This window comes from Campylobacter taeniopygiae (genome assembly GCF_005406225.1).
In the GTDB taxonomy this organism is placed as follows: Bacteria; Campylobacterota; Campylobacteria; order Campylobacterales; family Campylobacteraceae; genus Campylobacter_D; species Campylobacter_D taeniopygiae.
In genome coordinates, this window is the sequence record NZ_NXLY01000012.1 from 37594 (window position 1) to 51521 (window position 13928).

Sequence of the window (13928 nt, forward strand, 5' to 3'; positions counted from 1 at the left end):
TTATTCTACTTCAGCGTCGATAACATCGTCGTCTTTTTTCTTTTTATCGTTAGCTTGTGCGTCGTCTTTTTTATACATATTTTCAGCTAATTTGTGAGAAACTTCGCTTAAAGCTTTCATTTTACTTTCAATTTCTTCTTTACTTGAATTTTCATTTTTCAAAGTCTCTCTTAACTCATCTAAAGCTTTTTGAATATTTGCTTTTTCATCTTCTGGAACTTTTTCTCCAAGTTCGCTTAAAGATTTTTCAACTTGATGTGCTAAGCTATCAGCTGCATTTCTTGCATCTACAGCTTCTTTGCGTTTTTTGTCTTCTTCTTTGTGAAGTTCTGCGTCTTTTACCATTTTATCGATTTCTTCTTCACTCAAGCCGCTTGAACCTGTGATTTTGATTTCTTGTGCTTTGCCTGTTGCTTTATCTTTAGCAGAAACGGTTAAAATACCATTTGCATCAATATCAAAAGTCACCTCAATTTGTGGCATACCGCGTGGTGCTGGTGGAATTCCTTCAAGGTTGAAATTTCCTAAAGATTTATTATCACGGCTGAATTCTCTTTCACCTTGTAAAACATTGATGGTTACGGCACTTTGATTGTCTTCTGCAGTTGAGAAAACTTGTTCTTTTTTGGTTGGGATGGTTGTGCCTTTTTCTATGATCTTAGTCATCACACCGCCTAAAGTTTCAATACCTAAAGAAAGTGGAGTTACATCAAGCAAAAGTACGTCTTTAACATCACCTTTTATAACCGCACCTTGGATCGCTGCACCGATAGCTACAACTTCATCAGGATTTACAGATTTGTTAAGATCTTTTCCAAAAGCTTTTTTAACTTCTTCTTGCACTAAAGGAACACGAGTAGATCCCCCTACCATAACGATTTCTTTAATTTCATCTTTTTTAAGCCCCGCATCATCAACCACTTCATTGATTTTAGTGATGGTTTCAGCTACTAAACTTTCAATCATGCTTTCAAATTTAGCTCTAGTGATGGTTTTTGTTAAGTGTTTTGGGCCACTTGCATCCGCTGTGATAAATGGCAAGTTGATATTGGTTTCATTAGCTGAGCTGAGTTCTTTTTTAGCGTTTTCAGCCGCTTCTTTTAAACGTTGTAAAGCCATTACATCATTTTTAAGATCGATTCCTGTTTCATTTTTAAATTCACTTGCAAGAAAATCGATTAATTTGTTATCAAAATCATCTCCACCCAAGAAAGCATTACCACCGGTTGATAAAACTTCCACTACATTATCGCCTGTTTCAAGCACAGTAACGTCAAATGTACCACCACCTAGATCATAAACAACGATTTTTTCACTATCTTTTTTATCAAGTCCATACGCTAAAGCTGCAGCTGTTGGCTCATTGATAATCCTTAAAACGTTAAGCCCTGCGATAGTTCCAGCTTCTTTAGTTGCCTTTCTTTGCGCGTCATTAAAATAAGCAGGAACAGTGATAACTGCATCCACTACAGTTTCGCCTAAGAAAGCTTCCGCATCTTCTTTTAATTTCATCAAAACTTTCGCTGAAATTTCTTGTGGAGTATAAATTTTTCCTGCGATCTCGATCGCACAAGCTCCATTTCTTTCAGTGATGTGGTAAGGAAGTCTGCTTTTAGCTTCTTTGGCCGCTTCTTCATTGATCATCAAACCCATAATTCTTTTTATAGAATATATAGTTTTTTCAGGATTGGTCACAGCTTGACGCTTTGCACTATCTCCAACTAAAATTTCCCCCTTATCTGTAAAAGCAACCACCGAAGGAGTTGTGTTTTTACCTTCTTTGTTTGGGATTACTTTATTTTCTCCGCGTTCATAAACAGAAACACAAGAATTGGTTGTTCCTAAATCTATACCTATAACTTTACTCATTTTTTATCCTTTCAATTATAATTTATTTTGCTACACTTACTTTTGTTGGACGTATCACGCGATCGTTAATTTTATATCCTTTTTGTAAAACCTGCACAATACCTCCGCTTTCATGATCCGCGCTATCTACATGAAACATCGCTTCGTGTAAATTTGGATCAAAGTCTTTTACTTCCTCTATGGTTTTAATACCATTTTTTTCAAGTTTTTTAACAAACAAATCTAAAGTATTTTGCACTCCTTCTTTGATTTTTAAACTGATTTCATCTTTTGCTTCAACGTTTAAAGCCGCCTCTAAAGCGTCTAAAACATCAAGCAAATCTTTCGCAAAGCCTTCATTAGCATAAAGCATTGCGGTGATTTTTTCTTTTTCCATTCTTTTTTTAATATTTTCAAATTCAGCGTTTGCACGCATATATTTATCTTTTAATTCATCGAATTCTTTTTGCAATTTATCTTGTTCATTTTCTTCATTGCATGTATTTTCTTCTTGCAAATTTTCGCATTCTTGTGAATTTTCGTTTTCGATTTCTTGCTTTTGTTCGCTCACGCTGCCTCCTTTATTTGTTTTAGTATTTTTTTATAGTCCGTATAAACACTACCCGCTAAGATAATATTTACATCTTCGCCCAAAAATTGCCCATCTACTTTAAGCCCCATAAAACCTTCTTTAAATAAAGGTTCAAATTCTAAGCTGTCTTTAAAATAATGATGCACACCGCAATCTAAGAGCTTAACAAATTCATCGTTTTGATAAATTTGGTAAGCCCTTTCTTCGTTACTTCTATAATAAATCAAATTCTGTCTTAAACAAGTGATCTTTTCTACAAGCTCCATGAAAGAAACTTTTAAAGCTATATTTTCTATACTGAAAAGATCAAAACCTATCAAGGTTTTTAAAAATTCCCAAGCTTCTTTGGTGTATTTTATCACAAGCTCTTCTTCTCCAAAATCCAAAACTATAAATTTGGTATTGAGATTAAAAATTTCTTTTAAGATTAAATTTCTACCTCCATAAACCAAGCAGTAAATTTCAAATTCTTTGCTTAATTCTTTTAAAAAAACCTCGTTAGTAATATTAATTTCACTTTGTTTTTCTTTCCAAAAATTTTGCCAATAATTTTGCATCGTTAAAACGGTTGGAATTCTACCGCTGCTTATATGAAGTTGAGTGATCAATCCTTCATCGCTCAATCTTTTCAAATAAACACGTATAGTCGATGCTGGAATGCATAAATTTAAATTAAGCTCACTAGAACCTATAGGAACATTATCTAATAAATAGGTTTCGATAATAGAATCTAAAATCAAACCTTTTTTATCGTGATTTCTCATGACTTCCTTTCTTTAAATTAGCACTCTCTTTTTTTAATTGCTAAAGGTATTATACAACTTTGAGTGTTATTTTGTCAAGTATATATATAAAAAAATTTACTTAATTTAATTTAGTCTATATAACTAAAGTTTTATGAGTTAGTATTATACAATATATTTTATTAACTAATGTAAAGACACATTGAAAATATAGAAATTTCAATGTGTTGTTAATTTTGAAGATTAAATTTGCATAAAAAGTTTGATATCTTTGTATTCGATTTTTTCTTGATCGAGTAGGAGTTCTGATAGTTTTAAAATTTTTTCTTTCATAGAGCTTAAGAATTCATCCACTTCTTTTTTATATTCTTCCAAATTAGGCTCTTCTATCATATCAAAATTAACCATATATTCTAGCAATTCTTTGATCTTTAAAAAGTCATTTTGTGAGTTTGTGTAGCTTTCATTGTAGATTAAATTCATAGCTCTAGAACCGGCTAAATAAACTTTAATGCGATTGATAAGTTCGGATTTGGATCTGATATTTTTTTCATATTCTTTAAAGCGATCTTCAATAAGCGTGAATTTTTCAAACCCTATATCAAAATAATACGCACTTAATGCCTTAGCCGCTTGATAAGTGGCTTGAATTTTCTTTTCTTCATCATTGAAAGTTAAAATTTTCTTTTTGCCTACAAGCACTTTATTTAACACTTCATAAAAGTCATTTTCTTCAACTAAAGTGCTATTTCTTCTTAAAGCATTGATCGCTGCTTCATTGACTAAAGTTTCAAGCCCTGCCCCACTAAAACCAACGCTTGCTTTAGCGATTTTGCTTAAATCAACATTGTTATTTTTATCTTTCATGTAAATTTTTAAAATTCTAAGTCTATCCCTAAAATCGGGCAAAGATAAAAAAATTCTTCTATCAAAACGCCCTGAACGCAATAAAGCTGGATCCATGAGTTCTATTTTATTGGTAGCGGCTATAACAATAACGCCGTTATTGTCCTCAAAGCCATCCATTTGAGTTAAAAGCTGATTTAAGGTGCTATCTCTTTCAACGTTGGACATCTCACCTCTTGCTTTGCCTACTGCATCAATTTCATCGATAAAAATAATGCTTGGTGCCATCATCTTAGCCTTAGAAAAAAGCTCTCTAACTCTTTTGGCACCCATTCCAACATAAATTTCTACAAAACTAGAGCCACTTTGATAAAAAAAGGGAACTCCCGCCTCTCCGGCAACGGCTTTAGCTATGAGAGTTTTTCCTACCCCTGGAGGCCCAACCATCAAAACGCCTTTAGGCATTTTTACGCCAAATTCTTTGTATTTCTTAGAATTTTGCAAAAAATCTACTAATTCGCTTAATTCCATTTTAACCTCATCAACACCTGCAACATCTTTAAAGGTTATGTTTGAAATCACAGGCTTGATATTGGAACTTTCTAGTTGGGGATTTTGATTTGCACTAGATTCTTTATTAGTAGAAATTGGGTATTTTGCCATTTCTTTTTTTCTTAAAAAAGAAAGAATTAAAAAAAATAAAATGATTAAAAGAACAAAAACACTTATAAGCCATAAAGTATTGTCTTTTTTTATCTCTACTGGAACTTTAGCTAAAAGGGTTTTTAAATCGATTCCATCTTTAATAACGGCATAATTTCCTTCTTTAGTTTTTAACAAAACTTCTTCACTATCTATAATGGCTTTTTGGATTAAATTTTGTTCCAAAAGACTTTGATAAAGACTTTCATCGATGTATTTTGGTTCGTTTTTGATGTATAAAATTCCAAAAAGAACACACAAAATCACAAAAGATATGAGTATGATTTTTTTATTTTTCATTTTTCAGCCTTGCAAATTTGAAAAATTATATTTTTCTTGCACTTCATATCGGTTTATTAGCAACCATTCTTTAGCTATATCTTGATCGCTTTTTATTTTTATTTTATTAAAAAATTGATCATAACCTTCAAAAACACCATCTTTTTGAGTTTCAACTAAAATTTCAAGTGGAACTTTATTTTTCTTTCTAAATTCATAGTTATTTTTTTCTACGATGTCTTTTAAAAGATTTAATCTTTCTTTAGCCACATCACCACTAACAAGATCTTCTTTCATGGTAGCTGAGTGAGTATTGTTTCTAGGACTAAAAATAAAAGCATGTATGTGAGTGAGTGGAAAATTCTTAAAATGATCTAAAGCTTCTTTCCATATAGATTCATTTTCTCCAGGATGACCCACTATAAAATCAGTCCCTAGCGCAAAACCTTTACTTGCTATATGATTAAAAAGTTTTAGATCATTATCAGTATGTGAACGTCTTCTCATGATGCGTAACATTTTTTCACTTGTGTGTTGCAAAGCGATATGCAAATGCTTCTCAATCCAAGCTTCATCTAAAATTTCTAAAAAGCTTTCATCAATTTGTGCTGGTTCTAAACTGCCAAGCCTTATACGCTTTATCCCTGAAATTTTTCCCATTTTTTGCAAAAGTTTTCCTAGTGTTGTGCCATTTTTTATACCATAAGATCCTATGTTAGTTCCTGTTAAAACGATTTCAGAATAACCATTTTGTGCAAGAATTTCCACTTGTCTTAAAAGATCTTTTTCTTCTACACTTCTTGATTTACCCCTTACACTAGGAATGATACAATACGAACAGGCAAAATCGCATCCTTCTTGAATTTTAACAAAGGCTTTAGTGTGGTTTTCATACTCGCAAACGATATCTTTATCAATAAAATTTAAATTTCCAAGCTCATAAAAACTTGTTTTTGCGTTTAAAAATTCATTGATTTTATCTTTATTGGACGCTCCTAGCACTCCAAAAATTTGCTTTTGTTCTAAAAGCTCTTTTCCTTTGCTCACAGCCCCACAACCTGTAAGTATGACTTTAATCCCTTGTTTTTTCATGGTATTGATATACGATTTTATCCCGCTATCGGCTCCATTTGTAACCGTGCAAGAATTGACAACTACAATTTGTGCTTCTTTTTCATCATTCGTAATTTCAAAATCTTTTACATAACGTTTTAAAAGCTCTGTATCATAAATATTTGTTCTACATCCAAAGGTTTTAAAAAAAACTTTTTCTTTCAATCTTTATTCCTTTATGGGAAAATCTTTAAATTTGTGGTTTAAATCCATTTTATCCACATACAAATTTTGTGCTGGATAAGCGATTTTAATATCGCTGTGTTTTTTAAACTCTTTAATAATTTCTTTACTGATTGTGCTTCTAAGCACTAAAGCTGCATAAGAGCTTGTCATATACCAAGCAGAAATTCTCATCCCCCAATGCTCAAAAAATACAAAAAATCTAGGTTCTACTTTAGAATTTTTAATGCTGTATTCATCTTTTAAGCGATGCATGTTTTTTCTTGCAAGCTCTGTGTATTTTTTTGAATGATGAGTCACGATTTTTTCTACTATTTCTTGTGCTTTTTCGATGTTGCTATCAAAACTTATATTAATATCGATTCCATCAAGGATGGTTTTCATACCATGATGGGTATAATTAGCCAATAAATTTGTAAAAACATAATTATTTGGTATAAAGATAATACGGCCACTGCGGCGATTTTTCATATAAGTTTCTAGGGTAAGCTCTTCATAAAGAGTGATTCTTAAAAAAGAAATATCTATGATATCACCTACATAAGTTGTGTCATTTTGAAAAACTTTAATACGATCACCTACTCTAAAACTACCCCCAAAAACGATCACACACCATCCAAGCATAGACATAAACATATCTTTCATGGCAATTGCCAAACCCGCAGAAGCAAATCCTAGTATGGTTACAAGATAGCTTATATTTTCTATGTAGGCAAAAAGCAAGATAAGTAAGATGATATTGATATTAATAAAATTGATGATTTTAGTTGCTGTATAGTATCTTTCGCTATCTTTGATGTATTTTTTAGCGATATATTTAAGCAAAAATGAAATAGCAATAACAAAAACGATAGAAATGATAATGTTAATCGCTCTTAAGGTTTGGATTTTAATTTCAGAACTAACCCTTGAAATTTCCTCATCAATCTTTTTTTCATACACCGAATAAGAAGCACTGATGAAATTTAAAATTTGATCAAATTCTTCTAATTTTTGATCGGATTCTTTTAAAGCTTGTATATTTTTAGGACTTGGATCAAAATCAACCAATTCTTTAAGCTCTGAATTTTTCTCCTTGATCTTATCGACTAAATTTTTAAACTCGTTAAATTTAGACAAATATTCCTCTTTTTCTCCTTTTATTTTTTTAATATGAGAAAAAGCCCCGATTATGGCTAAAGGATTGGTAAGTTTTGGCAAAATTTCAACATGATTTGGAGCGCTGAGAATTTGAGCAAAATTTAAATCTTTGTATTCTTTTAACAAATTAAGCTGTTCTTTTAAATTGCTGATTTTACGTTTTAATTCTTCTTGTGCGAGTATGTCTGTGGTTTTTTTAAGATCTAAATTTAGAATGAGAATTTCATCATTGATATTTTGATATTTCATAAAATTTTCATATCTTACATTCCAAATACTTGCATTAATGATAGTATTTAAAGTGTTGATTTTTTCTTGGATGCCTTTAGCGATCGTGCTATTGGTTTCTGCAAAGGCTATGGTAAAAAATAAAGCTAGAAAAATGATTTTTTTCATGAGAATTCTTTTAAGGTTTTAATGATATCTTTTAGATCAATATCGCTTTTAATCAAGCCTTTGCCTAAAGAATTGGCAAGAATGAAATTTAATTTTTGATTAAAATTTTTCTTATCCATGAAGAAAGCTTCATAAAAAGCATCGACATTATCGATTTTATAATGCGTTGGTAGTTTAAATTTTCTTAAAATTCTTTCGATTCTATCACATTCTTTTTCGCTTAAAAGCTTTAAATTTAAGGCTAAACGATTTGCCATATTCATACCTATAGCCACAGCTTCACCGTGCAAATATACGCTATAATTGGTTAAATTTTCTATAACATGAGCAAAGGTATGACCATAATTTAAAAGCATTCTAAGATGGCTTTCTTTTTCATCTTGTTCTACAACTTTAGCCTTAAGCTCTATACTTTTAGCGATAATTTTGGAAAAAATTTCATTTTCACATTTTGCGCTTAAAAAAGCTTTTTCATCTATACTTTCTATGAAAGCTAGTAAATTTTCATCAAATATCACTGCCATTTTTATAAATTCTGCCATGCCAGCAGCAAGTTCTCTTTCGCCTAAAGTTCTTAAAAATTCACTCTCACAATACACAGCTTTTGGCTGATAAAAAGTTCCTATAAGATTTTTTCCAAAAGAGTTATTGATTCCAGTTTTTCCGCCAACAGCAGCATCAACACAGGCTAAAAGCGTCGTAGGGATATTGATAAAATCAATGCCTCTTTTATAAATACTTGCTGCAAATCCTCCCATATCGCTGATCACTCCGCCGCCAAAGCTTATTAGGATACTTTTTCTATCAAGCTTGGAATTAAACATTTGATTTAAAATTTCTTCTATGGTGTTTAAGTTTTTATATTCTTCTCCATCCTTTATCGTAGCGATAAAAATCTCTTTAGCTTTAATTTTATCGAGTAATTTTTTTAGATGAAGTCCTGAAATTTTAGGATTTGAAAGTATAAAAACCTTAGTGTCAAATTCTAAATTCTCTAATTCATCGATATAAACTTGATACGCATTTTCTTTTAAATTGACTTTTATTTGCATTTTTTCACTTTTGTTTTAATCTTAAATCTATTTTATCAAATTAGGACTAATTATTGCTTAAAATTGCTTTATTCAACCGGTATAAAAAGCTGATAATTTTGCTTCATTTTAGCATAATGTCTGTTTAAATTTGTACTTAAACTTTTACTAAAATTTCCGCCCAAAAGCTCTTTTTCAAAACTTACAAATTGCAATAAATCATTGCGGTATTGTAAATTTAAAAGCGGATTATCGTCTCTTTTGTGAATGATTTGAATATTTTTATCATAAAGTTTAGATAAACTGCTAAAATACTCTTTCATATCGCTGATATTTTGAGAATTAGGATTGTAATAATAAAGCGTTAGATTAAAATCAAGCTGTTTGCTAAAATCAGTGATCACATTGGCATTATTTTCAAGTTCGCTTTCATTAGCACTTAAAATCACCGATTCTTTTAAGTTTTTAAATTCACACTCTCCTATTTTTAGTATAGGAATTTTTAAATCAAAAAATTTCTTTTTCTCTTTTTGAAAATGTTTATAATCTGTAATGAGCATCCCTATATCGTTATTTTGCAAAAAAGCATCTAAATGGGTAAAATCTGTATTAAAATAATCAAAAAACACCCCTTCTTTTTCATAAAATAATTCTTTTAATTTATGAAATATAGGACTCATTTTAGGATTTATCACTCTTATAAAACTTTTCTTTGCATTGCTTTTTTCTTCAAGATATAAGGTTGTATTGATCAAATTCTCTTGAGTTTTTTCACTCATATTTTTCATATCAATAAGGGTAAAAATATTACTTCCAAAAGGAATAGGAAACTGCCCTGCTTTATCTCTGATATTGTGAAAAATAGTTTGAAGAACAACAGGATCTCCTACGATTAAAATGCTATCATTAGGTTCTAAAACAAAGCTAGGTTTCACAAAATAAATTTTTGAATTTCTATAAATCAATACTATACGCCATCTTTTTTGTTGAATAGATCTAATATGTCTGTAGGCAAAAATAGATCCTGAAGGAATTTTCACCTCCATAATCTCCCCTTCTCCGAGTCCTACGTATTGGGCAGTAAGAGCGATATCTGGAAAAAAATTCATTAATCTACGACTCAAAGTCATTCTCGCATCGATTAAATTTACATGAGAATCGCTGATGCTTAATCCCCAAAAATCCATAATTTCAATTTCTAAATTTATATCTAATAAACGCAAAGCCTCATAAGTTTTTTTCGCCTCAAATTCATCTTGCATGTAAATAAAAGCTTGTTTAAAGTTTTTACCCATGATCGTTTCAAGACGTGCTGTACTGGTAGGATCAAAACGATATAATTCTAAAGAATCACTCTTTATATTAAGTTCTTCTTGGCAAACGATAGTGAAAAAATACCCTAAACCTTTTTCAAAACAAAGCCTTTCTAAGAAATGCTTTGCTAAAATTCCATCAATTATAATTAAAATATGATTCATTGTGTTTATCTCCAAAAAAAGGAATTATATCAAATGGAATTTAAATTAAAGTATAAAGATGGCGCGGCTAGAGTATGTGAAATCACTACAGCACATAGCACCTTTGAAACTCCTATTTTTATGCCTGTTGGAACAGTGGGTGCGGTTAAAAGCCTTGATGCTAACGATCTTAAAAAAGAACTCGATGCAAAAATCATTCTTGCTAATACTTATCATATGTATTTGCGTCCTGGTTTGGAGGTGATTAGAAATTTTAAAGGCTTGCATGGTTTTACCCAATTTGATAGAAGTTTTTTAACCGATAGTGGTGGTTTTCAAGCTTTTTCTTTAAGTAAAAATTCAAAACATTTTAATGAAGGTATAGAATTTAAAAGTCATATTGATGGAAGCAAGCATCTTTTTACCCCTAAAAGTGTTTTGGATATCCAATATACTTTTAAATCAGATATTATGATGATCTTAGATGATCTAGTTGCCCTACCTGCAACCAAAGAAAGGGTTAAAATTTCTGTTGATAGGACTATTTTATGGGCAAAAGAAGCCATAGAATATCATAAAAAAATGCAAAAACAAAACATAGGTTTAGATCAAAATATTTTTGGAATCATCCAAGGCGGAACTGATTATGAAGAAAGAAAACGTTGCGCCTTAGCTTTAAATGAAATGGAATTTGATGGACTAGCTATAGGAGGGCTTAGCGTCGGAGAGGAAAATGCTCTCATGTATGAAACTGTAGAGAATTTAAATCCTTTTTTAGATGAAAATCGTCCTAGATATTTAATGGGCGTTGGCACCCCTGAAGATCTAGTAGAAAATGTTGCACGTGGGGTGGATATGTTTGATTGTGTTATGCCAACAAGAAATGCTAGAAATGGAACTTTTTTCACTAGCTTTGGCAAATTTAATATCAAAAAAGCAGAATTTATCAACGATCACGATCCTATAGATAAAACTTGTCAATGCTACACTTGCCGCACCTTCTCACGTGCTTATTTAAATCATCTTTTTAAAGCTAAGGAGCTAACTTTTTTTCGCTTAGCGAGTTTGCATAATTTGCATTATTATCTTGATTTGGTAAAACAAATGAGAGAGGCGATTCAAAAAAACGAATTTAATAAATTTAGAAAAGATTTTTATTCTAAAAGGTTAAACAATGCAGTATGATGATAATTTAGCTAAATTTTTAAGTAAAAATTCCAACACTTTATATATGGATTTTCTAGGGCAAAAAATTTTAATTTTATCCTCATTAAACTCCAAAACAGATAAAGAAAAGATTCATGTTTTTGGATTTGAGGAAGAATATATTTTCAAGTTAGAAAATACAGAATTTAAAATTTTCAACCTTAATGATTTTCTAAACATTATCCGTGCTAACTTGGATGAATATAAAGCGATGAATACGCATTTTGAAAATATTATAGAGCATAAAGAAAATATCCTTTTAAAGGGCAATTTGATTAAAAATTTTTTTAAAAAAAGTTTCATTTTAAAGCAAAAAATAAATAAAAATTTAAAAAACCTTTCTCTATTTAATGAAGCTTTAAATTTACTTGCTGAATCAAGTCCGCACAAAAAAGCCTTAAGACCATTGATTTTTGGCGCTAATATAGCTTTGAAAAATAGCAAAGAAATTCTAACAAGACTTAACGAATTACATTTATTTATAAATGCGATCAAAAATGAAAGGATTAATCAAAGTTTATATTTTTTAAGCGTCCTTTCTGCGATATTTTTACCTCTAAATTTAATCGTAGGTTTTTTTGGAATGAATACGAATGGGTTATTTTTAAACGGCAATAAAAATGCTACTTGGTATATTTTTACACTTATATGCTTGATTTTAGTTCTTGGACTTATTGTTTATTATAAAAAAAGAAAAAAAGAATTGGAATTTGATGATAAAATTACTAAAAAATCAAACAAATAACCTATTTTTAAGAAAAATATTATATAATAGCGTCTTTAAAAATGCGCTCATAGCTCAGCTGGATAGAGCATTTGATTGCGGTTCAAAAGGCCAGAGGTTCGAATCCTCTTGAGCGCACCATTAAACTTCAAAAACATTCATTTAGATTTATCATAAAAAATTAAGCTTTTCATCTTTTAAAATCATTTTAGTTTATGTATTTTTTATAAAATATATAAATTTAAAATTAAGGTTCAATTATGACAACTCTAGGAGATTATATTTTTAGTTGCCTATGGACTGCATTCATCGTTTGTGTCTCATTTCCTCAAGAAATTTTAAAAGGCTTAGCACCTTTTATCATTGCTTTATTTTTTCCTAAGATCAGGCAAATTTTATCCAAAGAAAAAAGTATTATCTATTGGTTTTTTTATGGAATTATTTGCTGTGTTAGCACCGGAATCATTTTTTCAATTGCAATATCTTATGATAATATTCATTTAAAAGCTGAACTTGATTTTATATTTTTTGCAACCTTAATTTTTAATATCTGCTCTCTTATTTATCTTTTAATATTTAAAATTTTTATTTTAAAAAAGCATAAAATTCCTTTAGTGAAAAAAGAGAAGTATTATTTACTTGGTTTAAATTTATTATTTTTCTTATTGTTTTATATAATATGCAAATTAATTGCAGTATTTAAATATCTTTAATAACATTTAAAGGAGTATCCATGCAAAAGTTTTTAATAGTTTTAGGATTGTGTTTGGTTTTAGGCATTAGTGCTAATGCCCAATCTCTAAGTGAAGCTAAACCTAGTTTTGATTGTGCTAAAGCAAAAAGCAATGTTGAAAAGATGATATGCAATGATAAAAGCGGGGAGTTGCAAAAACTTGATAGACTATATTCTAAACTCTATTTTTCAATATTAAAGAATATCCCAAAAGATACAAAAGAAGGGCAAAATGTAAGAGAAAGCCTAAAAGAATTTAATTACTCTGTTATGGGCTATAGAAATGCATTTCAATGCTATTTTGTTGCACCATTTGAGACAAGAAAACAAGAAGACTTTCAGCTATATTCTAATTATTGTATAAAGCAAATTTATTTAGAAGCGATTGCTACTTTAGCATTTAAAATGATAGATAGTGAAGCTAATAGGGAAAAATGGGGCTTTAATAAAAGAATGGAAGATTTTATTGTCCCCATTGAAAACCCTAATGGAGCCTACGATATGGATATAGAGTTTTTACCCGATTATAATCTATTTAATAAATTTTTTGAAAATACTACTAAAAGCATTATTATAGATTTTATGACTTATGATATTATGCAATGGAATTACTTTCTTGTAGATGTTCGGATTAATGAAGCAAATGCAGATTTATTTGATGAAGCGGTAGAAAAATATAAAATATACTATGAGAAACTCTATCAAGCCTTTACAAAAGATAAAAAACTCGATAAATTAATAGGAAGCTAAATGCCAATTAAGACAACAAATTTAAGCTATGAGGGGTTTAAAACCTACAAATAAAACTAATTTCTATTTAAAAGGAGTTTTATGCGAAAGTTTTTAATAATTTTAGGATTGTGTTTAATGTTAGGTATTGGTGCTAATGCCCAATCTCCAAGTGAAGCTAAACCTAGTTTTGATTGTGCTAAAGC

The 13928-nt window shown here is 30.1% G+C and carries 12 protein-coding genes and 1 tRNA gene; 5 read left to right on the forward strand and 8 right to left on the reverse strand.

Annotation, left to right across the window (positions count from 1 at the left end; genetic code table 11):
- The 8 genes from dnaK to CQA75_RS06830 form a co-directional block, all read right to left on the reverse strand.
- The gene (dnaK, locus tag CQA75_RS06795; protein ID WP_137624270.1) at positions 1-1869 is read right to left on the reverse strand and encodes a molecular chaperone DnaK; all 1869 of its coding nucleotides are present in this window, start codon (positions 1867-1869) and stop codon (positions 1-3) included.
- Positions 1870-1891: 22 nt separating this feature from the next.
- On the reverse strand, positions 1892-2419 hold the full coding sequence (grpE, locus tag CQA75_RS06800) for a nucleotide exchange factor GrpE (protein ID WP_137624271.1): 528 nt from the start codon (positions 2417-2419) through the stop codon (positions 1892-1894).
- Entirely contained in the window at positions 2416-3204 is a 789-nt protein-coding gene (locus CQA75_RS06805) for an HrcA family transcriptional regulator (protein ID WP_137624272.1), read from the reverse strand. The genes grpE and CQA75_RS06805 overlap by 4 nt, the downstream gene beginning before the upstream one ends.
- Positions 3205-3426: 222 nt before the next feature.
- Positions 3427-5031, reverse strand: a complete 1605-nt coding sequence (locus CQA75_RS06810) for an AAA family ATPase (RefSeq protein WP_137624273.1) — start codon at positions 5029-5031, stop codon at positions 3427-3429.
- A 3-nt stretch (positions 5032-5034) separates the two neighbouring features.
- Positions 5035-6288 (reverse strand): tRNA (N(6)-L-threonylcarbamoyladenosine(37)-C(2))-methylthiotransferase MtaB, encoded by a 1254-nt coding sequence (mtaB, locus tag CQA75_RS06815; protein ID WP_137624274.1) that lies wholly within the window; start codon positions 6286-6288, stop codon positions 5035-5037.
- Positions 6289-6291: 3 nt separating this feature from the next.
- On the reverse strand, positions 6292-7842 hold the full coding sequence (locus tag CQA75_RS06820) for a mechanosensitive ion channel domain-containing protein (RefSeq protein ID WP_137624275.1): 1551 nt from the start codon (positions 7840-7842) through the stop codon (positions 6292-6294).
- Entirely contained in the window at positions 7839-8894 is a 1056-nt protein-coding gene (gene aroB, locus CQA75_RS06825; protein WP_137624276.1) for a 3-dehydroquinate synthase, read from the reverse strand. Before aroB ends, CQA75_RS06820 begins: the two co-directional genes overlap by 4 nt.
- Before the next feature lie 68 nt (positions 8895-8962).
- Complete coding sequence (locus CQA75_RS06830; RefSeq protein ID WP_137624277.1) at positions 8963-10351, reverse strand: COG3400 family protein; 1389 nt, start codon at positions 10349-10351, stop codon at positions 8963-8965.
- A gap of 33 nt (positions 10352-10384) precedes the next feature.
- Between CQA75_RS06830 and tgt the strand changes: the two genes are divergently transcribed.
- The 5 genes from tgt (at position 10385) to CQA75_RS06855 (ending at position 13743) form a co-directional block, all read left to right on the forward strand.
- Positions 10385-11515, forward strand: a complete 1131-nt coding sequence (gene tgt, locus CQA75_RS06835) for a tRNA guanosine(34) transglycosylase Tgt (RefSeq protein WP_137624278.1) — start codon at positions 10385-10387, stop codon at positions 11513-11515.
- A complete protein-coding gene (locus CQA75_RS06840; RefSeq protein WP_137624279.1) occupies positions 11505-12281 on the forward strand; it encodes a CorA family divalent cation transporter in 777 nt (258 codons plus the stop codon). The genes tgt and CQA75_RS06840 overlap by 11 nt, the downstream gene beginning before the upstream one ends.
- Before the next feature lie 43 nt (positions 12282-12324).
- Positions 12325-12401: transfer RNA gene (locus CQA75_RS06845), tRNA-Arg, on the forward strand.
- Between the two features lie 119 nt (positions 12402-12520).
- A complete protein-coding gene (locus CQA75_RS06850; RefSeq protein ID WP_137624280.1) occupies positions 12521-12973 on the forward strand; it encodes a hypothetical protein in 453 nt (150 codons plus the stop codon).
- Between the two features lie 20 nt (positions 12974-12993).
- Entirely contained in the window at positions 12994-13743 is a 750-nt protein-coding gene (locus CQA75_RS06855) for a lysozyme inhibitor LprI family protein (RefSeq protein ID WP_137624281.1), read from the forward strand.
- The last annotated feature ends 185 nt before the right edge of the window (positions 13744-13928 follow it).

What these genes read in the sequence shown, in the direction of transcription:
- CQA75_RS06820 (WP_137624275.1), bottom strand. Translation starts at nt 7,842, where the DNA reads ATGAAAAAAATCATTTTTCTAGCTTTATTTTTTACCATAGCCTTTGCA.
- CQA75_RS06840 (WP_137624279.1), top strand. Translation starts at nt 11,505, where the DNA reads ATGCAGTATGATGATAATTTAGCTAAATTTTTAAGTAAAAATTCCAAC.
- aroB (WP_137624276.1), bottom strand. Translation starts at nt 8,894, where the DNA reads ATGCAAATAAAAGTCAATTTAAAAGAAAATGCGTATCAAGTTTATATC.
- CQA75_RS06810 (WP_137624273.1), bottom strand. Translation starts at nt 5,031, where the DNA reads ATGAAAAATAAAAAAATCATACTCATATCTTTTGTGATTTTGTGTGTT.
- CQA75_RS06830 (WP_137624277.1), bottom strand. Translation starts at nt 10,351, where the DNA reads ATGAATCATATTTTAATTATAATTGATGGAATTTTAGCAAAGCATTTC.
- CQA75_RS06855 (WP_137624281.1), top strand. Translation starts at nt 12,994, where the DNA reads ATGCAAAAGTTTTTAATAGTTTTAGGATTGTGTTTGGTTTTAGGCATT.
- tgt (WP_137624278.1), top strand. Translation starts at nt 10,385, where the DNA reads ATGGAATTTAAATTAAAGTATAAAGATGGCGCGGCTAGAGTATGTGAA.
- dnaK (WP_137624270.1), bottom strand. Translation starts at nt 1,869, where the DNA reads ATGAGTAAAGTTATAGGTATAGATTTAGGAACAACCAATTCTTGTGTT.
- CQA75_RS06850 (WP_137624280.1), top strand. Translation starts at nt 12,521, where the DNA reads ATGACAACTCTAGGAGATTATATTTTTAGTTGCCTATGGACTGCATTC.
- CQA75_RS06805 (WP_137624272.1), bottom strand. Translation starts at nt 3,204, where the DNA reads ATGAGAAATCACGATAAAAAAGGTTTGATTTTAGATTCTATTATCGAA.